Here is a 21,759-nt window from a genome sequence, read left to right as displayed (position 1 = left end):
CGGTGCGCGGACGCCTGGCCGGCCGGCTCCCCCCGGCCGGTCAGGCCACGGCCTTCTCCAGCAGCGTGACCCGGTAGCGCCGCCCGTCCGGCGCCGTCTTCTCCAGGTCGTCGCCGACCGTCGTGTAGCCGGCGGCCTCGTAGTAGCCGCGCAACCGCGGATTGTGCGCCTCGCAGTCCAGCCGCGCCATCCGCCGCCCACGGGTCGCGATCCGCTCCTCCGCGTGGGCGAGGAGCGTCCGCCCGGTGCCGGCCGGCGCGGCGGCACGGTCGGTCATGAGCCGGTGGACGTAGCCGGCCACCGGCGGTTGCTCGCCCCAGACCTGCTCGTCCTTCCACCACAGCTCGTACGCCCCGAGCGCCGACCCCCCGTGCGAGGCGAGCCACACCTCGCCGACGGCCATCCGCGTGCGGAAGTGGTCGCGGTCCTTGTCGCCGGGCTTCCACTGGTCTATGCCCTGGCGGATCATCCACCGCGCCGTCGCGTCGAACATCTTCACCAGAAGGTCGAGATCGCCGTCGTCCGCCTGTCGGAATGTCACTTGTACCGTCATGGCGATCACCGTAAAGGTGTGGCCAGAGGTTCCTTCGACCGGGAGTGAGACGACCGATGCCCCAGATCACCGTGGACTACTCCGCACCGCTCGACCGGCGCGGCTTCGCGCTCGCCCTGCACCCGCTCGTCGTCGACACGGTCGACACCGTGATCGACGCCTGCAAGACCCGCTTCCGCGAGATCGAGGAGACGGTCTGCGGCGACGGTTCGACCGACGACGTCGTGGTCCACGTCGACATCGCGCTGCTCGCCGGCCGCTCGGAGGAGACCAAGGCGCGTCTCGCCGAGGCCGTGCTCGCCCTGCTGCCGCTGCACCTCAAGCAGAAGGACGGCGTGCGGATCTCGGCCGAGGTACGTGACCTCGACCCCTCCTACCGCAGCCGCTGAGACGGCACGCGGGGCCCCAGTTCGAGGAGCCGGCCGACCAGATCGCCGAACGGGCCGTCGGCCGGCTCGCCCGCGAGGATCCGGACCAGCACGTCGGCCATCTCCTCGTCGTACGCGGCGCTCACCGCGGCCAGTGCGGCGAAGTCGTGCACCAGCTGCACCTCCAGCTCCGCGCGCGGGATCCGGCGCCCGTCCAGCCAGAGCAGCGCCGTCGACTCGGCGAGCGACACCCAGGACCGGACGACCAGTTCGAGCCGGGCCGAGGGCTTCCCGACCTCCAGGTGCGCCAGGATCTGCTCGTACGCGGCCTGCCGCACCTCGTCGATCATCGCGTTCGTGGTGGAGGAGCCGACGGCGGGACCGCCGCGCATCAGGGCGGAGAAGCCCGGACCGTGCTCGTCGACGAAGTCGAAGAACCGGCCCATCACCCGCAGCAGCCGCGCCCCCAGGGGGCCCTGCGGCGGCTCCACGAACCGGGCGGCCAGCTCGTCGGCCGCCCGCCGCAGCGCCGCCTCGTACAGGCTCTGCTTGCCCGGGAAGTAGTGGTAGACCAGAGGCCGGGAGATCCCGGCGGCCGCGGCGATCTCGTCGATGGAGACGTCGTCGGGAGAGCGGTGGCTGAACAACTCCAGCGCCACCCCGATGAGCTGCTGCCTGCGCTCCTCGACGCCCATCCTTCGGCGTACTCCGGTCGTCATGCGAACAGCCTAACGGGCGTCCGTTACGCTCCCACCACATGAGCGCTTCTGACCAGGACACAACAGCCCGGACGGCCACCGCGGACGAGAAGCCGGACACGGACCCGACTCCCGCCGCGGCCACGCCCGCGGCGGGGGAGAAGCGCCGGGCCGCGGAGCCGCGCGAGGCCGTCCGGGACGGGGTCCCGGCCGAGGCCGGGTCCGCCACGGAGGAGCCCGGGGGGAAGCCCGACGGGACGCCCGACGGAAAGCCGGGGAAGGGTGAACTCGCCGCGGCGGAGCCGGTCGAGGACGCCGGAGCCGGCGGGACCGAGGCCGACGAGGACGCCGACGAGCACCTCGCCGGGGACGCCGGCGAGACCGAGACCGAGGCCGACGAGGACGGGGCCTCGGACGAGGACGACGAGCCGGCCGAGGGCATGACGCCGAAGCAGGCCCGTCGCCTGCGGGTCGCCGCCGCCTCCGTGCTGCTGGTCGCGATGGCCGCGGTGCTGGTCGTCCGGCTGGCCAGCCGCACGTCCGTCCTGGTCGTCGGGGTGTACGGACTGGCCATGATCCTCTGCGGCGTGGTCATCGAGCTGTCCCGCAACGGGCGGACCCGGCTGGGTACCTGGCTCCTGGTGGGCGGCCTCGCCGCCGCGCTCGCCTTCGACTGGCTGATCCTGCCCTGACCACCGGCTCCGCCGCCGCCCGGGCCCGGTGACCGGGGTCAGAGGTCGAGGACGAGCCGTCCGCCCGCGCAGCGCGACACGCAGATCAGCATCGAGTCGGCCCGCTCGGCGTCGGTGAGCAGCTCGTCGCGGTGATCGATCTCGCCTTCCACGAACCGCTGTTGGCAGGTGCCGCAGAATCCCTGTTCGCAGGAGTACGGGACCCCCGGCAGCGCGGACCGGACGGCGGCGAGCACCGACTGCTCCGGCGCCACCGTCACCGTGCCTCCGGAGCGGCGGAGTTCGACCTCGAAGGCGTCGCCGCCCGTCGTCGCCGCGGGGGAGAAGCGCTCCAGACGGGGAGAGCGGCCCTCGGGCAGGGCGGCGGCCACGGCGTCCATCAGCCCGTCGGGACCACAGCAGTAGACGGCCGTCTCGGCCGGGACCCCGGCCAGGAAGCCGAGTTCGGGCAGGCCCGACTCGTCCTCGGCGACCACGGTCACGCGCCGGCCGGGCGCGCCCGTCTTCTCGACCTGGTCGAGGTACGGCATGGTGGCCCGGCTGCGCCCGCAGTACAGCAGGCGCCAGTCGGCTCCGGCGGCCTCCGCGGCCCGCAGCATCGGCAGGATCGGCGTGATCCCGATGCCTCCGGCGACGAACACGTAGGCGGGGGCGTCGACGAGCGGGAAACGGTTGCGGGGGCCGCGGATCTCGATCTCCGTGCCCTCGTGCAGCTGGTCGTGGACCTCGCGCGAGCCGCCCCGGCCGCCCGGCTCGATCAGCCGGGTGGCGACGGTGTACGTGCCGGTGTCGGCCGGGTCGCCGCAGAGCGAGTACTGCCGCACCAGGCCGGACGGCAGCACCAGGTCGAGGTGCGCTCCCGGCTGCCACGAGGGGAGCCCGGTGCCTTCGAGGCGGAGCTGCACGACGCCCTCGGCGGGCACGGTGCGCTCGGTGACGAGGACCCGGCGGGTGACGGTGGCGAGCCGGCCGCGGCCCGACACCGGCTCGTCGAGCGAGGGCATCGGCCACAGCGGGGCGGCGCCGATCCGGCGCCGCATGGCGCGCCTGGCGAGCAGCGCCGCCCCCGCGACGAGGGCGACGGTACGCAGACGGGGCATGCTCAGCGACCTCCGTTGGCGCCGGGGGAGCGGGTCAGGTAGGCGACCGCCTGCGCCGTGTCGCCCTCCTGGGAGGGGTGGTACGCGCGACGGAGGTAGCGCGGGACGGCGCGCAGCAGGTCGGGGGTGGCCGGCAGCACGCCCTGGCGGCCCCTGCGCACGAACTGGCCGACCGAGGCCCTGCCGTCGAGCAGGGTGGGGTCGTTCTCCATGAAGAAGCGGACACCGCGCTGCCAGAGGAAGACCAGGGCTCCGAAGGCGGCGGCCCAGGTGCGGGCGCGACGGCGGTAGCCGCCGTCCAGGTGCATGAACAGCTCGAAGGCGACCGAGCGGTGCTCGACCTCCTCCGCGCCGTGCCAGCGCAGCAGGTCCAGCATCGTCGGGTCGGCGCCGCGCCGGTCGAGCTCGTCGGCGTTGAGGATCCAGTTGCCGAGGAAGGCGGTGTAGTGCTCGATCGCGGCGATCAGGGCGACCCGCTCCATCAGCCACCAGCGCCGCGGCGCGCCGGGCGGCAGGGTCCGGTCGCCGAGCAGCTTCTCGAAGAACCAGTCCACCTGCGCCGTGTAGGGGGTGGGGTCGAGGCCGAGCCGCTTGAGATGGGGGAGGACGTCGTCGTGGGCCTGGGAGTGCACGGCTTCCTGGCCGACGAATCCGATGACGTCCGCACGCAGCCGGTCGTCGGTGATGTACGGGAGCACCTGCTTGTAGACGTGCACGAACCAGCGTTCGCCGGCCGGGAGCAGCAGGTGCAGCACGTTGATGGTGTGGGTGGTGAACGGGTCGCCGGGAACCCAGTGCAGCGGGGTCTTCTCCCAGTCGAAGGAGACCTTGCGGGCCTTGAGTTCGATGTGCTCGGACGCCACCGGTGCAGGCTGCGTATTAGACATGGCGTCAATGTACTGATGGGTAGGCAGTTGGCAACAGGGTTGTGCACGGGCTTTCTGCCGTGGCCGGGCGGGCGGCCGGCCACGGCAGAAAGCCCGGCGTCCTAGCGCAGGGCCCCCACCCGCGCCCCGCCCCGCAGCGTGCCGTTCAGGTCCGCCCGCGCCCCCGCCTTCGCCTTCAGCGCCAGCAGATGGCCCTCCGTCCGGCCCGTGACCCCGCCCGAGGTCTCCAGGGACGCGAAGTCGCTCGTCCCGGCGGCCAGGACGTACCACTGCCCGCTCCGGGCCTGCCACAGCACACCGGCCAGCACCCGGGGGTCGCGCACGCCGCAGGCCGGGGAGTCCTCGGCCTGCGCCGCGAGCGCCGCCGGGACCGGCGGACGGGCCGCCGCCCCCGAGCCGCCCGCGCCGGCCGGGGCGGGATCGGGCGCCTGGAACTGGGCGAGGGTCCTGCTGCCGTTGCCCCGCCAGGTCTCCGCGCGCGTGCACACCCAGGCGGCCCGCCCGCCGTGCTCCGGCAGCGGCTGCGCGGCGAACCGCCAGGAGTTGACCGAGCGCACCCCGCGCGAGCGCACCGCCGACAGCTGGCACGCGGTCCGCGCCCAGGCGGCACGCGCCTCCCGGCCCGTCGCGTCCGCCGGCGCCGCCGGAGGCCCCGACAGCAGGCGGGCCGGGGTCAGCTCGCCCAGATCGGTCAGCAGCCGCAGCCCCGTCTCGTCCCGTACCTGGAGCGTGTTCCACGAGGTGCACGTCCGGGCCTGTGCGGGACTCAGCACCGGATCGGTCACCCCGTCCGCGCTCCGGCGCAGCGCCCACGGCTCCTTCGCCGGCGCCAGCAGGTCCCGGACCGCCGTCTCCCGCACCCACGGAGCCGTCAGATAGCGGACGTTGCCCGAGCTGCGCGAGACGACCAGGGCCGCCGACCCGACCGCGTCCGCCCCGTCGGTCCGGGCGAAGTCCAGCGCGGCGCCGCTCGTGCTCCCGACCGGCTCGGCGTACCGCACCGCCCGCAGCCCGTCGTGGAAGAGCACCACGCGCGCCCCGTCGACCTCGCCCGCGTACAGCAGCTGCGGCGAGCCCATCGGCGGTCCCACCGGTGTCCCGGGCGTCGCCGAGGACTGCACCGAACCGCCCGGCCGGGCCCAGACGGCGAGCGCGCGGCGCAGCAGCGCCCGGTCGCCGGTCAGACCGCCCCGCTCCGGCCACACCGAGAAGTCCGTCCGCGTCGAGCTCTGCCACACGGCCGGGGCGATCCGGCGCACCCGCCCGGGATCGAGCGCCGCCTCCGCCGCCGGATTACGGGCGTACGAAGGAGCCGCAGCACCGTTTCTGCCCCAGCCGTCCCCGGGCAGCCCGAGCAGGGTCCCGCACACCACGACGGCCGCCGTGGCGGCGAGCGCGGCCTTGCCGTGCTGACGGCGCCGCATCAGATCCGTGGGCCTGGCCTGCAGCGAACACGGGTCGAACTCGGCCGAGTCCAGCAGCGCCGCCGCGCCGCCGCCACCCGTGAGGGCGGCCTCGTCCGCGGCCGCGAGCGCCGCCCGGGCCGTCTCCTCGTCGACCCCGGCCACCCCGAGCACCCGCAGCACCTCGGGGTCGCCCTGCCGCTCCAGACCCCGCAGCACGTACGCGGCCCGCGCGGGACCCGACAGGGCGGAGAGCCGCTGGTCCAGGGCGAGTTCGTCGGCGCCGCCGGCGCGCGGGAACAGTCGCAGTCCCCAGACCTGGGGCAGCAGCGGCGGGAACTGGGCCCGCCGGGGCAGGGCCCGGCGCCGCAGCGGCAGTCCGGCGACCAGCGCCTGCCGGAGCACCTCGCCCCGCACGTAGGCGTATCCGGGGTCGACCGCGTCCTCGGGCGTGCGGGGGGCGGCGGGCTCGCGCAGCGAGGTACGGCGCCGTGGCAGCGACCGCTGGACCAGCGCGTGGGCGGTCAGGACCCGCCGGTTGCGCCCCAGGGAGGGCGGCAGCACGAGATAGGCGATCCGCACCAGCCGCGGATAGTGCTCGACGAGCGCGGCCTCGGCCTGCTCGACGTCGACGGGACCGTGGGGGGAGGGGCCGGATTCCTGAGTGCTCACGTTCAGCAGAACGAGCGAATCATCCGATGGTCACCCCGGCCGGTCCGGGTGGTCGGCGCGCCCGGAGGCGTGGCCGGCGGGACGGCGGACCGGACCGTCGCCCGCGCCGGCTCCCGGCCGGTCCGGGCCTCGCGGAGCGTCAGGCTTCGTGGACCGTCAGGCGCTCGCGGATCACCTTCGTCACCTCGTCCGGGACCCCCAGGCCCTCCCGGACGTACGCCTCCATCGAGCCGTGCCTGCGCGCCACCTCGTCGAGCGCCGCCTCGAGGTAGTCCGGCACGACCCCGATCAGCGCCAGGGCCAGCTCCGGGTCGCCGCCCTGTGCCGTGAAGCCCTCGATCAGCGGCGCGAACGCCAGACGGACGGCCGGATTGACCGACAGGTACTCCGTCATCACGGTCTCCGCGTCCGCTCCGAGCAGGGACAGCACGATCGTCGCCGCCCAGCCGGTGCGGTCCTTGCCCGCCGTGCAGTGGAAGAGCAGCGGTCCGCCGTAGGGATCGCCCAGCTCGGTGAGGAACGCCCGGTACGAGGCGCGGGCCGAGTCGGTGGTCACGAAGGCCCGGTACGTCTTCGCGAAGGCCGCCTGCGCCCTGCCCCCGCCGAGGACCTCCTCGGCCAGCGCCGGGTCCGACAGCAGGGTCTTCAGCCGGGCGGCCGGCGGCAGCCCGCTGGCCGCCAGATGGTCGGCGAGCACGTCCGCCACGAGCAGCCGCCCGCCGGCCGGGATGCGGTCGGGCCGGTCGGCGCGCTCGGCCGCGGTCCGGAAGTCGACCACGGTGCGGATGCCCAGCGCGCCCACCACCGTGTCGGCCGGATCCAGACGGTCGAGGTGGCCCGAACGGAAGATCCGGCCGGATCGGACGCTGCGGCCCCGTCCGAGCGGGAGGGTGCCGAGGTCGCGGAGGTTGGCGACCGTGGCGGCGGGAATGGCGGGCATGGCGTCGACTCCTCCGGATCGGTCCTTTTCGTACCAAACCGTAATCGATCGGATTCCATCAGTCCTGCACGTTCGGCCCCGGAACGCCTGATCGAAGGGGCAGGATGGGCGGATGCTGATGCGTACACGGCGAATCACGACGGCGGCGGTACTGGCCGCGACGGTGCTGGTGAGCGGGTGCGGCCGGGACGAGGCTCCCCAGGAGGCGACCGGCACGCTGGAGCAGATCGCCGCCAAGGCGGACTGCGCTCCGGACATCCAGACGGACGCGGCCGAACTCCGCCAGGCGCAGTGCGCGACGGACGACGGGAAATGGATCCTGCTCACCTTCGCCACCGACCGCGGCCAGCGCGAGTGGATCAACCAGGCCAAGGACTACGGAGGTTCGTACCTCGTCGGCCGCAAGTGGGTCGCGGCCGGGGACGCCGGGGCGGTGACGGCCCTGCGCGGCCGGCTCGGCGGGACCGTCGAGACCGCCGCGCCGCACGAGCCCCACGCGGGCCAGTCGTCGCACTCCTCGCACACCGGACACCACTGACCCGCTCACCGGCGCCGGGGAGGGCCTTCGCCCGCCCCGGCGCTTCGGGGTGAGCCGGTACGAGGGCGAGAGGCCCGTGCCGAGGCCCGAGGTCCGTGCCGGAGCCCGGCCGCACGCGGAACGGGCCCGGTCCCCTGTGTCAGGGACCGGGCCCGGAGGCGGACCGTCTCCCGGACCCGGCGGTTCCGGGCCGGTCCGGGAGAACGGCGTCAGGTGCAGCGTCGCCCCTCGTTGATGCAGCCCACCAGCCGCTTCATCAGTCGCTGGTCGAAGACGTTGATGAAGTCGCCGTGGTCGGTCACCGGCTTGTGCAGCTGCTCGGGGAAGGAGTCGACGGCGAATCCCGGACCCGGCGGAACGTTGTAGACGATCCGCTGCACGAGCTGCGGAATCGCCCGGAAGCCGTTCTTGCAGCGGCCGCTGTTCGGATCGGCGAAGGCCACGTGGGTGCGGTGGTTGGCGCTGTCGATGTTCTTCCCGTCCCAGCAGCTCTGGAAGCGGAACGTCCGCACGACCTTGCTGCCCTGGGGGCAGATCGGGTACTTGTCCTTCAGCTGGCGGTTCTCGAACCCGGTGCACGACCAGGAGGCGTTGGCATTGGCGTTGCCGTTGACGAACGCCTTCGCGTCACCGGTGATGATCCGCAGGAAGCGCGGCATCGCCGTGACCTTGGAGACCGGGTTGCCGACGAAGTTCAGGGTCACCTGCGACGGTGTCTGGATCTCGCCGACGTTCTTGTCCTTGCCACCGCCGTCGGCCTGGACGTCGTTCTCCGCCTGGCCGTTCTGGAGCCGGAGGACGGGCCAGTAGTAGGTCGAGCGGTCACCCTGGTTGCGGCAGGTGGTCCGGCCCGCCGCGAGGTCGTCGTCGCTGGCGAAGGCGTCGTTGGCCTGGTTGCCCACGTAGTCGTGCATGTGGTGGGCGCCGTTGCTCACACCCGGCGCGACGATGACGTTGTCCGGGTTGAACTTCCCGTTGGCGTTCGTGCCGCAGTTGGTGCTGAACGTGCCGCGGGAGGCGCCGGAGCGCTGCCGCGGGGTCTTCACGTTGGGCTGCACCGAACGGATGTCGACGAAGTCGGAGGCCTCGGGGCCGTTGCCGGCCTGGCCCTGCTCTTCCTTCTCGTCGCCGCCGTCACCCTCGTTCCCGCCGTCGCCTTCGTTCCCGGCGTCACCCTCGTTCCCGGCGTCGCCTTCGTTCCCGGCGTTCGCGCCGTCCCCGGCGCCGCCCGCGCTGCCTCCGCTCTGCCCGTCGCCCTTCTGCTCGTCGTCCTCGCGCAGCTTGCACGGCGCGAGGGCCTCCAGGTTCTTGGGCGCCTCGCCCTCCTGGTCGAGCAGCTGGATCATCCGCTGGATGATGTTCAGCCGCTCGTTCTTCAGCGGCGTCAGGATCTGCTGCTCCGCCAAGGCCGGATCGCTCTCCATGCGCTGCTTGCTGTCGGCGAACCGCTGGTACGCGATGGTGATCTGGCTGTCCAGGATGGCCAGTTGCTGGTCCATCACGCCCCGCACGGAGTCGGGCACCGCGGGCAGGCTGTTGGCCACCTCGGGGCAGGCGATCGTGGAGAGCGATGTCGTCCCGCGGGCCGGCTGCTGCTTACCGCCCCAGCCCTCGCCGGCCGAGGCATAGACATTGGCGGCCACGATGCCGCCCCCGCCCAGAAGCAGGGCGACGGAGGCGGCGACCGCTCTTTTCACGCGAGTCGAACGTTTACGTGTGCGTCCCATGCGGCTCTATACGGACGCGACCCGCATCGTGTTCACTCCGGAATCAGGGATTTCTCCACGCCCCGTACGTCGCAGCGTCGGTGACGCATCATCAGGTGCCGAGCAGTGCGGCCTCCTTCTCCGCGGACAGTCCGACCACCGGCCGGTCAGGGCGCTGCGGCGCCACCCCGCCGATCGACTCCAGCCAGGTCCAGGTGTCCGCGACCGTCTCCGCCGCCGGCCGGCACCGCAGCCCCGCCGCCACCGCCTTGGCGACGTCGGCCGTGTGCATCGCGTCGTACATCTCGCCCGGCGGGATCCAGACCGGCAGGTCCGACCACGGCTCGACACCCGCGGCGAGGATCTCCTCCGGATCGGTCCACCGCAGCTCGGCCTTCCCGCCCGTGACGCGCACGCAGGCGTCCAGCAGTTCCCCCATCGTGGTGTGACCGGCCGGGGAGACGAGGTTGTACGGGCCGGCGAGCCCGGCCTCGGCGGCGTCCAGCATCCACTCGGCGAGGTCGCGGACGTCGATGTACTGCAACGGCAGGGTGCGCGGCCCCGGCGCGAGGACCGGGCCGCCCCTGGCGATCCGGTCCAGCCACCAGGGCAGCCGGCCGATGTTCTCGTACGGGCCGACGATCAGACCCGCGCGGACCATCAGGGAGCGGTCGGGGCCGAAGGCCTCGCGGACGGCCAGTTCCCCGCCCCTCTTGGCCGGCGCGTACGGCACCTCGCCGGCGTCCGGCGAGCCGTCGACCAGCGGACCGTCCTCGCCGAGGCCGGCCGCCGGCGGCCACGTGTACACGGAGCGGCTCGACACGTAGACGAACCGGCCGACCCGGTCCGCGAGCAGCCGGGCCGCGTCCCGCACCGCCGAGGGCGCACCCGACCAGGTGTCGACGACGACGTCCCACGTCCCCTCGGCCAGGGCCGCGAGGCCGTCCGGCGCCGTCCGGTCGCCGAGCAGCGATCGCACCCCGTCCGGCGCCCGGTGCCGGCCCCGGTGGAAGACCGTCACCTCCCAGCCGCGCGCGAGCGCCGCCTCGACCGTCGCGCGGCCCACGAATTCCGTTCCACCCAGCATCAGAAGCCTCATGGCATCGACTCTGCACCGCCCGCGACCAGGCACGGAAGTCGTTCCGCTGGCAGGGGAATCCGAGGGGGTCTCCCGCGCCGCGGGCGGGGATGTCACCATGTCCGGACGATGACCGATGCCCAGTCGCCGATCCGCGTCCTGCGCGCCGCCCTGTTCGCGGCCGTATGCGTGTCTCTGGCCGCTGTGGGGCATTTGTTCATGTCTGCGCACGAGCTCGCGCCGTCCGCGCTCTCCCTGGCCTTCGCCGTCACGTGCGGACTGGCCTGGCTCGCGGGCGGGCGCCGGCGCGGCACCGTGGCGATCGGCGGCGGACTGCTGGCCGTCCAGGCCGCACTGCACCTGATCTTCTCCTCGGTCCGCTCCCACGACGGGACCCACCACTCCGGCCTGGCCGACGGGACGACCGCGGGCGACCACGCCCTGACGGACGGGGCGGCCGCGGACGCGGCCTCGTCCGCCGCGCACCTGGCCGGCTCGGTGATGGCCCACCCCATGGCCATGGACATGGGGCAGCCGCTGACCGCGACCGCGGGACACACCCCGCTCGGCATGCTGGCCGCCCACCTCCTCGCCGCCCTCGTCTGCGGTCTCTGGCTGGCCCGCGGCGAGGCCGCGCTCTTCGCACTCGCCCGCACCGTCGGCACCCTCGCCTTCACCCCGCTGCGGCTCCTCCTCGCCGTCGTCCGCGTCCGGGTCCCCGAACTCCCGCAGCCCGTCCCCCCGTGCCGCCCGCACACCCGCCGGCTGCGCGGCGTCGTCCTCGCCCAGGCCCTCTCCCGGCGCGGCCCGCCCCGGCTGTCCGCACCCCGCGCCACCGCCCTCGGAGCACACGTCTGACCCGGGGGCCGATTCCCCCTGTCGACACCGACTCCTAGGACAGTCATGACCATTGACGGTTCCACGCGCCCGGAAACGGCCGAGGCCGCCGACGCGCCCACCGAGCCCACCCCGTCCGCGAGATCCCCCCGGGGCTGGAGCGCCCTGCGCCCCCTCGTCCTGCGGATGCACTTCTACGCGGGCGTCCTCATCGCCCCCTTCCTGCTGGTCGCCGCGGCCAGCGGACTCCTCTACGCGCTCTCCTTCCAGGCGGAGAAGGTCCTCTACGCCCACGAGCTGGAGGTCCCCGTCGGCGACGAGGTCCTGCCGCTCTCCCAGCAGGTGCACGCCGCCACCAAGGTCAACCCGAACGGCACCGTCACCGCCGTCTGGCCCTCGGCCGAGGAGGGCGCGACCACGCGCGTCCTGATGGCCGACCCCGACGTCGAGGAAGGCAAGTCGCTCGCCGTCTTCGTCGACCCCTACACCGGGGACATACGGGGGCAGCTCCCCAGCTACGGCAGCTCGGGCGCCCTCCCGCTGCGCGCCTGGCTCGACGAACTCCACCGGGACCTCCACCTCGGCGACCTCGGCCGCAACTACAGCGAGCTGGCCGCCAGCTGGCTGTGGGTGGTCGCACTCGGCGGTCTGCTGCTGTGGATCGGCCGCCGCAGGAGCAGCCGGCGCGCCCTCCTCGTCCCGGAGCGGGGCCCCAAGTCCCGCCGCCGCACCCTGTCCTGGCACGGCTCGGTCGGTCTGTGGGCCGTCGCCGGCCTCGTCGTCCTCTCCGCCACCGGCCTGACCTGGTCGCGTTACGCGGGTGAGAACATCGGCGCGGTCCAGGACCAGCTCGGCGGCGCCACCCCCGCCGTCTCCGCGACCCTCGGCGGCGGCGCCGGAGACGGCGGACACGAGGGCCACGGAGACGGCCATCAGACCCCCGCCACCGCGCAGGGCCCGGACGTCGGCATCGACCGCGTCGTCGAGGCGGCCCGCGCGGCCGGCATCGAGGGGAGGACCTCGGTGGTCCTGCCCTCCGAGGGCAAGGGCTACGTCGTCAAGGAGACCGACGCCCAGTTCCCCGTCCACCTGGACTCGGTGGCGGTCGACCCGGCCGACGGGGCGGTCATGGACGAACTGCGCTTCGCCGACTACCCGGTCCTCGCGAAGCTGACCCGCTTCGGCATCGACGCCCACATGGGCACGTTCCTCGGCCTGTTCAACCAGCTGCTCCTCGCCGCCCTCGCGCTCGCCCTGATCCTGCTGATCCTCTGGGGCTACCGCATGTGGTGGCTGCGCCGCCCGGGGCGGCCGGTGGCTCGCGGGGCGTGGCGGAAGGTCCCGCCGACGATGCTGCTGCCGCTGGCCGCGGTCACGGCCGTCGTGGGCTGGTTCGTGCCGATGCTCGGTCTCAGCCTGCTGGCCTTCCTGGCCGTCGACATCGTGACCGGCCTGGTCGCCAGGGCGGGGTCCCGACGCCGGGACCCCGCCGAGAGCGCCTGACCCCCGGTCAGGGGGTGTACTTGTAGCCGACCCGCCGCACGGTCTGGATCGTGTGGCGGTGCTCGGCTCCCAGCTTGCGGCGCAGCCGGGCCACGTGGACGTCGACGGTGCGGCCGTCGCCGACGTGGCCGTACCCCCACACCGTGGTCACCAACTGGTCACGGGTGTGCACCCGGTGGGGGTGTGCCACGAGATGGGCGAGCAGCTCGAACTCCAGATACGTCAGGTCCAGCGTCCGCCCGTCCACGACGGCGATCCGCTGCACGCCGTCGATGGCCACCGGCCCCTGCTCCTCCGCCGCCACGGGCGGCGCCGGAACGGGGGCCACGGGCAGCCGGGGCTGCTGGTCCGCCGGCACGAGGACGAGGTAGCCGACCATCGGCGGGCGGCCGGGCAGCGTGGGCAGCGCGTGCTGCGGCGCGGGCAGCAGGGTGGCGCCGGGCGGCAGGAAGTCCGCGACCTGCGCGAGGTCCACGACCTCGTTCGGATCGACGGCGCGCAGTCGGTGACGGCCGGGTCGTACGGCCGTGAGGGAAGCGGTCTGGGTGTGGGCCATGGCAGGTCAGCTCTTTCGCGCGGGGGAACGGACGGAGAGGCGTCGTACGTCGTGCGCGTCGGCCGAAGGCCGGAGGGATCGGACCGGACCGATCGGGGCTTTAGAGGGCCGACGCGTTCATCGCGCGGCAACACACCCGGTCGAAGTCGTGGTGCTGACGGGAAGGCCAGAACGGCTCGAGGTCGTGACGACCCGTCGCGGTGTCGTTCTGCATGATGGCCATATCCCTACTCTACTACTCGGGAATGCGGACGGACCCCGGTTTGCGGCTCGGATCGTGGCGGTTCCGGGGGTGACGATCGTCTCTCGGCCGGCGTGTCCGGCCGTCGCCGACCCGCCTACGCGGCCCCCTCGTTCCCGTCCGCCGCACCCGCCCCCACGCCGCAGGGGGCGCCCACCATGTGGTGGGCGCCCCCTGCGGGCGGAGTGTCGCGGATCAGACCTGGCCGGCCTTCTCCAGGGCCTCGCAGCAGGTGTCCACCAGGAGGCGGGTCACCACGTACGGGTCGACGTTCGCGTTCGGGCGACGGTCCTCGATGTAGCCCTTCTGGTCCTGCTCGACCTGCCACGGGATCCGGACCGAGGCACCGCGGTCGGAGACACCGTAGGAGTACTGGTCCCACGGGGCGGTCTCGTGCAGACCCGTCAGGCGGTCGTCGATGCCGGCGCCGTAGTTCTTGACGTGGTCGAGGGGCTTCGAGCCCTCGCCCAGCGACTCGGCCGCGGTGATGATCGCGTCGTAGCCCTCGCGCATCGCCTTCGTCGAGAAGTTGGTGTGCGCGCCCGCGCCGTTCCAGTCGCCCTTCACCGGCTTCGGGTCCAGCGTCGCCGAGACCTTGAAGTCCTCGGCCGTGCGGTAGAGCAGCCAGCGCGCGATCCACAGCTGGTCCGCGACCTCGAGCGGCGCCAGCGGGCCGACCTGGAACTCCCACTGGCCCGGCATGACCTCGGCGTTGATGCCCGAGATGCCCAGGCCCGCCGTCAGGCAGTTCTCCAGGTGCGCCTCGACGATGTCACGGCCGAAGATCTCGTCCGCGCCGACACCGCAGTAGTAGCCGCCCTGCGGGGCCGGGAAGCCGCCGACCGGGAAGCCGAGCGGGCGCTCGCCGTCGAAGAAGGTGTACTCCTGCTCGATGCCGAAGATCGGCTCCTGCGCGGCGTACTTGGCGTAGACCTCGGCCAGCGCGGCGCGGGTGTTCGACTCGTGCGGCGTCATGTCCGTGTTCAGGACCTCGCACATCACCAGGATGTCGTCGCCGCCGCGGATCGGGTCCGGGCAGACGAAGACCGGCTTGAGGACCCGGTCCGAGGCGTGGCCCTTGGCCTGGTTCGTGCTGGATCCGTCGAAGCCCCAGATCGGCAGCTCGGCGAGCGTCGCGCCCGAGCCCGCCAGGATCTTCGTCTTGGAACGGAGCTTCGCGGTCGGCTCGGTGCCGTCGATCCAGATGTACTCAGCCTTGAAGGTCACGGGCCTCATCCTTTGGGCGTGCTGCTGCGGGTGCCCGCGGCGGCTCGCTACGCTGCGAGAGCTGCGGTGTGTCTGCGCGCAGCTTCGCAACACGGGATTTCCCGGCCGTTGCCCGTTTGTGAACCCCGTGTTACTCAGCTTTCCTGCTTTTCCCGCAGGCGCTGTGCGATCACATGCGCGTTCAGCAGGGGACCGAGACCGGCCGCCCCGATGCGGCGGACGAGCTCCGCGTACGTCGTGCCGAGCGCCTCCGCCGTGCGGCCGAGGTGCCAGTCGTCGTGCGCGAGGCGGCGCAGCAGATGACCCTTGCGGATCTGGTTCTCGGAGAGCCGGAAGGTCTTCAGATAGACCGTCCGCCCCTTGTGGTCGCTGATGAGCTCGCCGATGTGCTGCTCCTGGCCCCCACGCAGGAACGGGGGGAGGAAGCGGTACAGATCGTACGAACCCATCCGGTGGACGCGCTCGAAGGCGTAGGGCGTCTCCAGCAGGTCGCGTGCCATCAGTGACGTGTGCGCCCGTGCCCAGGCCCGCTCCTGCTCCCGGGCTGCCGCCCGCAGGTCCGCGAGCGTCCGGAGCCCGCCGGAGTCCGCGAGGCGCGCCGCGAACTCGGGCACCGGGGCGCCGTAGAAGGCGTAGTGATGGATCAGCTCGCCGTACAGGTCCTCGATCAGGGTGGAGTGCAGGCGGCGGTAGTCCGCGGGGTGCGGGACGACGAACGCCGCGGCCAGGGAGTCCGCCGCGTACAGCATCAGACCGCACTGGCCGGGGTGGATCTCGAAGACCCGCAGCGCCTCGGCGAGTCCGGGCACCCACCGGCCGGCGTAGGCCGCCTCGGCGCGCGGCGACAGCCCCTCGCGCACCGCCTGCCGGGACCACTCGTCCCAGACCGTGGACGGGCCGCCGAAGTGCAGCGCGAGATAGCCCTCCAGGGCGAGGTGCAGCGGGAGGAAGCGCAGCCGGGGTTCGGCCCGGCCGTCCTCGGCGCGGCGCCGCTTCGCCATCCGGTGGTGCCGGCGGACCGGGACGGCCTCGGGACCGTCGCCGAGCCGGGTGCCGTACGCCGCGGCCTCACGGCCGTCCCCGGACCAGTCCGCGACGAACCCGTGCGGGATGTACGAGGTGTACGCCGTGCCGTCGCCCACGTCCACGCTTCCGTGCCCCCCGTAGACCTCGCGGTGCAGCCGCAGTCCCGCCACCGGCTCGTCGCGGACGAGGGGCACCAGCCGGACGCCGCCCCACACCTGCGCGGGGCGGACCTCCAGACCCGTCAGATCGATCCTGCTCATCGTCCGTCCCCCAGGAAGAGTGCGACCCGCCGGTCCAGATGGGCCCGCAGCTCGGCCATGCCTGTGCGGCCCTCGGCGAACCCGGCGATCTCCACCAGGGCCACGAGGTCCTCCGCGTCCCTGATCCCGGCCGTCGGGACGCTCGGCGCGAGCCGGCGCACGTCGAACCCGTCCGCGTCGTATACGGGGTTCACGTGCACGACACTGGTCCGCCGCAGGGGATCGATCCGGGTCCGCCACACCCGCAGCACCTCGCCCGCCAGCCCGGGAGGGGCGTTGTCCCAGCCGTCGGAGACGACGACCAGGCGCTCGGGCGCGTCCTCCAGGGCGTCGAGGATCCGCATGCCGAGCGGAGTCGGCCCCCAGGGGCGGACGAGGAGGGCGTCGGTGGCGCCCGAGGTCCAGTGCGCCGTGTACGCCCCGGGTGCGGCCAGCGCCCCGAGCAGGTGGTGGCAGGCCAGTGCGACGGCCAGCGGGCGCCGTCGCTTCACGCCGGACCCGGACGCGGAGTGGCTGTCGTCGAGGACCGCCGCGACCCGCCCCCAGGTGCCGGCGAGCGGCCCCGCCGCCCGGCGGGCCGCCGCGCGCAGCGCTCCGGTCAGTTCGCCGCGCCGCGTCACCCGCTCCTCGGCGGTCAGGGACAGCACGTACGACGCCAGCCGGGTGAGCGGCATGGCGGTGAGGTCGGCGGCGGGCCCGGTGCGCTGGGTGCGGAGCCGTTCGAGGCGGGTCATGCGGGGCGCGATCCGCTCCAGGAAGACCGCGCGGGGGATGCCGTGCCGGGCGGCGAACCCCTCGGCGACGGTGAAGGGCAGTGCGTACAGCGCCCCCTGCTCGTGGTGCGCGCGGCGGTGCGCGTCGAGGAGGGGGTGCTCGTAGCGGACCCGGCGGCGGGGCGCGAAGAGGAAGTCGCCCACCTCGGGGTCGGGGAGCCGTCGGTGGACGTGCCGGGCGGCGGCCTTGAGTCCGGCTCGGTACTTCACGGCGTCGAGCCCGAGTCCGTCGGGCCCGCCGCGCACGGTGCGGGCGGCCAGCCAGTCGCGGACGATCGCGCGGGTGCGGCGGTTGTTGACCTTGGCGGCGCGCAGGGCCCGGAAGATCCCGTACACCCGCTGCGGCGGCAGCAGTGCGAGGCGGGCGGCGATGAGGCGGCCCTCCGCACGCCGCTCGTCGGGGCCACCGGCCTCGTCGGCGGTCCGCAGCAGCTGTTCGACGATGATCGCGGCGTTGTGGTCGTTGATGTCGAGCGCGAGCGCGGCGGCGTACACGGGGCGGTGGTTGACGCGCACGTAGGCGTGCAGGAAGTCCAGGGACAGCCGCTGCTCGTCGGCCGAGGAGCGGAACTCGCGCTGTCCCGTGGCGGTGACGGCCGCGTTGACGAAGAGGAGCACGTCCTCGGCGGCGATGAGGTCGGAGAGCGTCTCCGTCATGGGTTCCCCCGGGGCGCAGGCGAAAGGGTGCCGGCCGGGGAATGGGGGCGCGAACAGCGAATACGTTGCTTCAGAGGCAGGTCCCGGAAGTCGCACCGGAGTCCCGCGGCCGGCGGGGGAAACGTAGCCCGGAAGTCCCGTGCGGTGCCACCGGATTGACGGCGGCCGCCGGCCGGCGGCGCACGGAACGGCGGTCGTGGCGCGCCGCCGGACGGGACGTCGGACCGTCCGCTTGGGGACGGGTCTCCCCGCGACCGTGCGGGACGGGGTGTCGTGGGGGACGGCAGACTGGAGGCATGACGAAGCATTCCGGGACCACGCCCCGCATCGGACTCCTCGGCACCGGCCCCTGGGCCGAGCGCACCCACGCGCCGGTCCTGGCCGCGCACCCGGGCGTCGAGTTCAGCGGTGTCTGGGGCAGACGGCCCGAGGCCGCGGCCGCGCTCGCCGCGACCTGCGGGACACGGGCGTACGACGACGTCGACGCGCTCTTCGCGGCCAGCGACGCCGTGGCCCTCGCGCTGCCCCCGGACATCCAGGCCCCGCTCGCCGTCCGGGCCGCGGCCGCCGGCTGCCACGTGCTCATGGACAAGCCGGTGGCGACGACCGTCGGCGGGTCCCGTGACGTGGCCGAGGCGGTGGGGAAGGCCGGGGTCGCGTCCGTGGTCTTCTGCACGCTGCGGTTCGCCGAGCCGACGGCCCGGTGGATCGACGAACAGGCGGCGGCCGGCGGCTGGTTCCTGGGGGAGGCCCACTGGCTGGGCGCCCTCTTCGCACCGGGCTCGGCGAGCCCCTACGCCGCCTCGCCCTGGCGGCGCGAGAAGGGCGGACTGTGGGACGTCGGCCCGCACGTCCTCTCGGTCTACCTGCCCGTCCTCGGCGACGTCACGGAGGTCACCGCGGTGCCGGGCCCGGCGGACACCCGTCATCTGGTCCTGCGGCACGCCTCGGGCGCGAGCAGCACGGCCACGCTGACCCTGAGCGCCCCGCCGGAGGCGGCCGAGGCCGCCCTCACGCTGCACGGCACGCGGGGCAGGACGACGATGCCCGCGTGGGAGGGCGCGCTCGGGGCGTTCGAAGGAGCGGTGGACGCGCTCCTCGAAGCCGCGCGGACGGGTGTTCCGCACGCGTGCGACGCCCGCTTCGGGCTCCGGCTGACGGAGATCCTCGCCGAGGCGGAGGCCCGGGTGGCGGCCCGGGCCTGAGCCGGGCCACGGACGGCGGCGGAGGCGGGGAGCGAATGCCGGGTACGGGGCGGAGGCGCCGGGGCCCGTCCCACAGGGCGCACCGGAGCCTCCCCCCTCCTCCCTTCTCAGCCCACCCGCTCGATCCGGGCCTTCCGGATCAGGAACTTGCCCGGTTCACGGACCTGCTCGAAAGCCTCGTTGTTGAGCAGGACACAGCTTCCGGAGACGGAGGTGACCTCGACCGTCGTCGACTTGGAGTTGTCCAGGTTGGTGACCTTGAGCTTGGTGCCGAGCGGGAACTGGTTGCTGGACGCGGCCGGCGCCCCGCCCTCGCCGGACAGCGTCACCGTGGACCCGGCACAGACGACGTCCCCGCCCTGGCCACCGCCGCCCTGTCCGCCCGCCCCCTGGCCCGCGCCGCCCTGTCCGCCGGCGGGCGGCGCAGGGTTCGCCGCCGCGGGCGGTGCGGCCGGCGGGGCGGCCGGCGGGGCCGAGGGTGCCGCGCCGACCGTCATTCCCCCCGCACCGGCGCCCTCCGCGCACCCCGAGGCCACCTGCTTCCGCCGGATCTCCGCGAGCACCGCTTCCCGGTTGGCGATCCGCGCCTCCGACAGCGCGTCCGGTTTGGCGCGCTGGTCCGCGATGAACGCCTCGTTGTTGGCGAACGCCGTGGCCAGACCGTCACAGGCCACCGACGCCTGGCTCGTCCCGGTCATCACCACGGCCGTGCCCCCGACGAGCACGGCCGCGCCTGCCAGCAGCGCGAGCTTCTTCTTCCGGCTGAGCGTTTTCCTGCGTGACACGTGAGGCTCCGTTCGTTTCCTGCGGTCCCTGTGACGTCAGATACGCGGAGCGATCCGGTTCCGCTCAATTCCCTTCGGGAGAAACCTCGTTGAGCGCCTCGGTGAGCGCGGCGCACAAGGCGTCCAGAGCCGCCTCGTACAGCCGGTCCGGCGGCGTCGCGTAGCCGACGACCAGGCCGTCCTGCCGTCGCGCCCCCGCCCGCGGATGCCGGTACCCGTCCAGACCCTCCACCGCGACCCCGTGCCGTGCCGCCGCCGCGACCGCCGCCCGCTCCGTCCCCGGCGGCAGCTCCACCACCGCGTGCAGCCCTGCCGCGATCCCGGTGACCCGCACCCGGGGCACCCGCGCGGCGAGCACCGCCACCAGCCGGTCGCGGCGCCCGCGGTGGTGCTGGCGCATGCGCCGCACATGCCGGTCGTACGCCCCCGACTCGACGAGGTCGGCGAGGGTGAGCTGGTCCGTGGCGGAGGAGTACGGCTCCCGTTCACCCTTGGCCGCCAGGACGCCGGGCACCAGCGCCGGCGGGAGCACCATCCAGCCGATCCGCAGCGCGGGGGAGAGGCTCTTGCTGACCGAGCCGATGAGGACCGTGCGGTCCGGGTCGAGGTCCTGCAGCGCGCCGACGGGACGGCGGTCGTAGCGGAACTCCCCGTCGTAGTCGTCCTCCAGCACCAGCCCGCCGGTCTTCCTGGCCCACTCGACGACGGCCGAGCGCCGCTCGGCGTGCAACGGCCCGCCGGTCGGGAACTGATGGGCGGGCGTCAGGAGCACCGCACCGGCACCGCGGGGGAGCCGGGACACCAGGGCGCCGTCCTCGTCCACGGCGACGGGCGCGGTCCGGACCCCCGCCTCGGCGAGCAGCGCCCGGTGGAAGGGGAGCCCGTACGCCTCCACCGCCCAGGGCGTCCCGCCCACGACCCGGGCGAGCAGCCGCAGCGCGTGCGCCGCGCCCGCGCAGACCACGATCCGCTCCGCCGTCGTCCGGACGCCCCGGACCCGCGCCAGATACCCGGCGAGCGCGCTCCGCAGCTCGACCCGCCCCTGCGGGTCGCCGATGCCGAAGACCTCGTGAGGTGCCGCCGTCAGCGCCCGCCGCGCCGAGGCCAGCCACGCCGCACGGGGGAACCGGGCGGGATCCGGCCTGCCCTGGACCAGGTCGTACGGAAGCGGGGCCGGCCCGTCCGCTGCGGGGCCGCCCGGCGAGCTCCCCGGTTCCCGTTCCGCGGACGACGCCCGGGCGGCCACCCGGGTGCCGGAGCCCTGACGCGAGGTCAGCCACCCCTCGGCGACCAGCTCCGCGTACGCGTCGGCCACCGTGTTCCGCGCCAGCCCCAGATCGGCGGCGAGCGACCGGTAGGGCGGGATCCGGACCCCGGGAGCCAGCCGCCCGCTGCGCACGGCCTCCCGCAGGGCGCGGATCAGGACCGCCCGCCGGCTGCCGGTGCCGGTCAGCTCCAGATGCAGATCGGCCCCGAGGACCTCGGCGGCCTCGCTCCACGTACCCGTCACGGCGTGGCCGGCCCTTCGGGAGCCGGGCCCTGCGGGGCGGCCAGGAGGTCCCGGACGCCGGTGAGGAAGCCGCGCACGGCTGCCCGCTCCTTGCCGTCGAAGGCCCGCAGCAGCGCGACGGATCCCTCGATCAGCGGCCCGAAGTGCGCCTGCCCCAGCTCCTTGGCCCCCTCCTCGACCCGCAGCAGGACCCGGCGCCGGTCGCGCGCGTCCCGCACCCGGGCGACGTGACCGAGCCGTTCCAGCCGGTCGATCACGGCCGTCGTCCCGGCGGAGTTGAGCCCGAGCTGCGCGCCGAGACCGCCCGCCGTGGCGTCGACGCCCGCGCGCTCGGCGTCGAGCAGACAGATCAACGCCCGCACGTCCGTGGGGTGCATGCCGTGGCGCTCGGCGAACTCGCCCTGACGCAGGCCGTACTCGACGGTGACGGCGCGCAGCAGATGGAAGATCTCCCGCTCGGGTTCCTCGGACACGTGATCCCCTTCGACCTCGACGCGTATCATCTCGCTCGGCGAGATTATCGCTGAGCGAGTAAAAGAACTCC

General features: G+C 74.0%; 22 protein-coding genes. 6 read left to right on the top strand and 16 right to left on the bottom strand.

The genetic code is table 11. From position 1 onward, the window contains the following. Nucleotides 1–40: 40 nt before the first annotated feature. A complete protein-coding gene (locus ACGFZF_RS02275) occupies nt 41–553 on the bottom strand; it encodes a GNAT family N-acetyltransferase (RefSeq protein ID WP_393550633.1) in 513 nt (170 codons plus the stop codon). A 56-nt stretch (nt 554–609) separates the two neighbouring features. Here ACGFZF_RS02275 and ACGFZF_RS02270 point away from each other — a divergent pair, with 56 nt between their 5' ends. Then, complete coding sequence (locus ACGFZF_RS02270) at nt 610–942, top strand: 5-carboxymethyl-2-hydroxymuconate Delta-isomerase (RefSeq protein ID WP_393550632.1); 333 nt, start codon at nt 610–612, stop codon at nt 940–942. On the opposite strand, the gene ACGFZF_RS02265 is transcribed toward ACGFZF_RS02270, so the two are convergent. After that, nucleotides 927–1,640 (bottom strand): TetR/AcrR family transcriptional regulator, encoded by a 714-nt coding sequence (locus tag ACGFZF_RS02265; protein ID WP_147977723.1) that lies wholly within the window; start codon nt 1,638–1,640, stop codon nt 927–929. The two genes, ACGFZF_RS02270 and ACGFZF_RS02265, sit on opposite strands and share 16 nt — an antisense overlap. A gap of 38 nt (nt 1,641–1,678) precedes the next feature. Here ACGFZF_RS02265 and ACGFZF_RS02260 point away from each other — a divergent pair, with 38 nt between their 5' ends. Next, entirely contained in the window at nt 1,679–2,311 is a 633-nt protein-coding gene (locus tag ACGFZF_RS02260) for a hypothetical protein (protein WP_393550631.1), read from the top strand. A 38-nt stretch (nt 2,312–2,349) separates the two neighbouring features. Here ACGFZF_RS02260 and ACGFZF_RS02255 read toward each other — a convergent pair whose 3' ends face one another. The 4 genes from ACGFZF_RS02255 to ACGFZF_RS02240 all read right to left on the bottom strand — a co-directional run bounded on the left by ACGFZF_RS02255 (nt 2,350) and on the right by ACGFZF_RS02240 (nt 7,313). After that, nucleotides 2,350–3,417, bottom strand: coding sequence for a PDR/VanB family oxidoreductase (locus tag ACGFZF_RS02255; RefSeq protein WP_393551004.1), 1,068 nt, complete (start codon nt 3,415–3,417; stop codon nt 2,350–2,352). Further along, nucleotides 3,414–4,298 (bottom strand): metal-dependent hydrolase, encoded by an 885-nt coding sequence (locus ACGFZF_RS02250; RefSeq protein ID WP_393550630.1) that lies wholly within the window; start codon nt 4,296–4,298, stop codon nt 3,414–3,416. Before ACGFZF_RS02250 ends, ACGFZF_RS02255 begins: the two co-directional genes overlap by 4 nt. Nucleotides 4,299–4,399: 101 nt before the next feature. Next, a complete protein-coding gene (locus ACGFZF_RS02245; protein ID WP_393550629.1) occupies nt 4,400–6,373 on the bottom strand; it encodes a hypothetical protein in 1,974 nt (657 codons plus the stop codon). 139 nt (nt 6,374–6,512) lie between these two features. Further along, complete coding sequence (locus ACGFZF_RS02240) at nt 6,513–7,313, bottom strand: tyrosine-protein phosphatase (protein WP_393550628.1); 801 nt, start codon at nt 7,311–7,313, stop codon at nt 6,513–6,515. Nucleotides 7,314–7,431: 118 nt separating this feature from the next. Here ACGFZF_RS02240 and ACGFZF_RS02235 point away from each other — a divergent pair, with 118 nt between their 5' ends. After that, on the top strand, nt 7,432–7,851 hold the full coding sequence (locus ACGFZF_RS02235; RefSeq protein ID WP_356776486.1) for a hypothetical protein: 420 nt from the start codon (nt 7,432–7,434) through the stop codon (nt 7,849–7,851). Between the two features lie 209 nt (nt 7,852–8,060). On the opposite strand, the gene ACGFZF_RS02230 is transcribed toward ACGFZF_RS02235, so the two are convergent. Together ACGFZF_RS02230 and ACGFZF_RS02225 are read right to left on the bottom strand one after the other, a co-directional pair. Next, a complete protein-coding gene (locus ACGFZF_RS02230) occupies nt 8,061–9,578 on the bottom strand; it encodes a DUF1996 domain-containing protein (RefSeq protein ID WP_393550627.1) in 1,518 nt (505 codons plus the stop codon). A gap of 91 nt (nt 9,579–9,669) precedes the next feature. Further along, a complete protein-coding gene (locus ACGFZF_RS02225) occupies nt 9,670–10,656 on the bottom strand; it encodes an SDR family oxidoreductase (RefSeq protein ID WP_393550626.1) in 987 nt (328 codons plus the stop codon). 108 nt (nt 10,657–10,764) lie between these two features. Between ACGFZF_RS02225 and ACGFZF_RS02220 the strand changes: the two genes are divergently transcribed. Further along, on the top strand, nt 10,765–11,493 hold the full coding sequence (locus tag ACGFZF_RS02220; RefSeq protein WP_393550625.1) for a hypothetical protein: 729 nt from the start codon (nt 10,765–10,767) through the stop codon (nt 11,491–11,493). Nucleotides 11,494–11,538: 45 nt separating this feature from the next. After that, complete coding sequence (locus ACGFZF_RS02215) at nt 11,539–12,975, top strand: PepSY-associated TM helix domain-containing protein (protein ID WP_393550624.1); 1,437 nt, start codon at nt 11,539–11,541, stop codon at nt 12,973–12,975. A gap of 7 nt (nt 12,976–12,982) precedes the next feature. Here the strand turns inward: ACGFZF_RS02215 and ACGFZF_RS02210 are convergent, their stop codons facing one another. The 5 genes from ACGFZF_RS02210 to ACGFZF_RS02190 all read right to left on the bottom strand — a co-directional run bounded on the left by ACGFZF_RS02210 (nt 12,983) and on the right by ACGFZF_RS02190 (nt 17,715). Next, nucleotides 12,983–13,531 (bottom strand): winged helix-turn-helix domain-containing protein, encoded by a 549-nt coding sequence (locus ACGFZF_RS02210; protein ID WP_356603070.1) that lies wholly within the window; start codon nt 13,529–13,531, stop codon nt 12,983–12,985. A 100-nt stretch (nt 13,532–13,631) separates the two neighbouring features. Further along, nucleotides 13,632–13,754, bottom strand: coding sequence for a hypothetical protein (locus ACGFZF_RS02205; protein WP_261992104.1), 123 nt, complete (start codon nt 13,752–13,754; stop codon nt 13,632–13,634). A gap of 213 nt (nt 13,755–13,967) precedes the next feature. Beyond that, nucleotides 13,968–14,999: a glutamine synthetase gene (gene glnII, locus ACGFZF_RS02200; protein WP_393550623.1), complete on the bottom strand. Its 1,032-nt coding sequence runs from the start codon at nt 14,997–14,999 to the stop codon at nt 13,968–13,970. A 134-nt stretch (nt 15,000–15,133) separates the two neighbouring features. Beyond that, a complete protein-coding gene (locus ACGFZF_RS02195) occupies nt 15,134–16,285 on the bottom strand; it encodes a hypothetical protein (protein ID WP_393550622.1) in 1,152 nt (383 codons plus the stop codon). After that, the gene (locus ACGFZF_RS02190; RefSeq protein ID WP_393550621.1) at nt 16,282–17,715 is read right to left on the bottom strand and encodes a hypothetical protein; all 1,434 of its coding nucleotides are present in this window, start codon (nt 17,713–17,715) and stop codon (nt 16,282–16,284) included. The genes ACGFZF_RS02195 and ACGFZF_RS02190 overlap by 4 nt, the downstream gene beginning before the upstream one ends. 296 nt (nt 17,716–18,011) lie before the next feature. On the opposite strand from ACGFZF_RS02190, the gene ACGFZF_RS02185 reads away from it, so the two are divergent. Then, nucleotides 18,012–18,920 carry a Gfo/Idh/MocA family protein gene (locus ACGFZF_RS02185; RefSeq protein ID WP_393550620.1) on the top strand — a complete coding sequence of 303 codons (909 nt, stop codon included), beginning with the start codon at nt 18,012–18,014 and terminating at the stop codon, nt 18,918–18,920. A gap of 107 nt (nt 18,921–19,027) precedes the next feature. Here the strand turns inward: ACGFZF_RS02185 and ACGFZF_RS02180 are convergent, their stop codons facing one another. The 3 genes from ACGFZF_RS02180 to ACGFZF_RS02170 all read right to left on the bottom strand — a co-directional run bounded on the left by ACGFZF_RS02180 (nt 19,028) and on the right by ACGFZF_RS02170 (nt 21,718). After that, complete coding sequence (locus ACGFZF_RS02180) at nt 19,028–19,705, bottom strand: hypothetical protein (protein ID WP_393550619.1); 678 nt, start codon at nt 19,703–19,705, stop codon at nt 19,028–19,030. A gap of 64 nt (nt 19,706–19,769) precedes the next feature. After that, on the bottom strand, nt 19,770–21,215 hold the full coding sequence (locus tag ACGFZF_RS02175; RefSeq protein ID WP_393550618.1) for a PLP-dependent aminotransferase family protein: 1,446 nt from the start codon (nt 21,213–21,215) through the stop codon (nt 19,770–19,772). Then, nucleotides 21,212–21,718 (bottom strand): MarR family transcriptional regulator, encoded by a 507-nt coding sequence (locus ACGFZF_RS02170; RefSeq protein ID WP_393550617.1) that lies wholly within the window; start codon nt 21,716–21,718, stop codon nt 21,212–21,214. The genes ACGFZF_RS02175 and ACGFZF_RS02170 overlap by 4 nt, the downstream gene beginning before the upstream one ends. Between the last annotated feature and the right edge of the window lie 41 nt (nt 21,719–21,759).

Source organism: Streptomyces sp. NPDC048338 (assembly GCF_043201055.1).
Taxonomy (GTDB): Bacteria; Actinomycetota; Actinomycetes; order Streptomycetales; family Streptomycetaceae; genus Streptomyces.
Note: the sequence above shows the minus strand (reverse complement) of the source record. Positions and strands in the feature narration are given on the sequence as shown.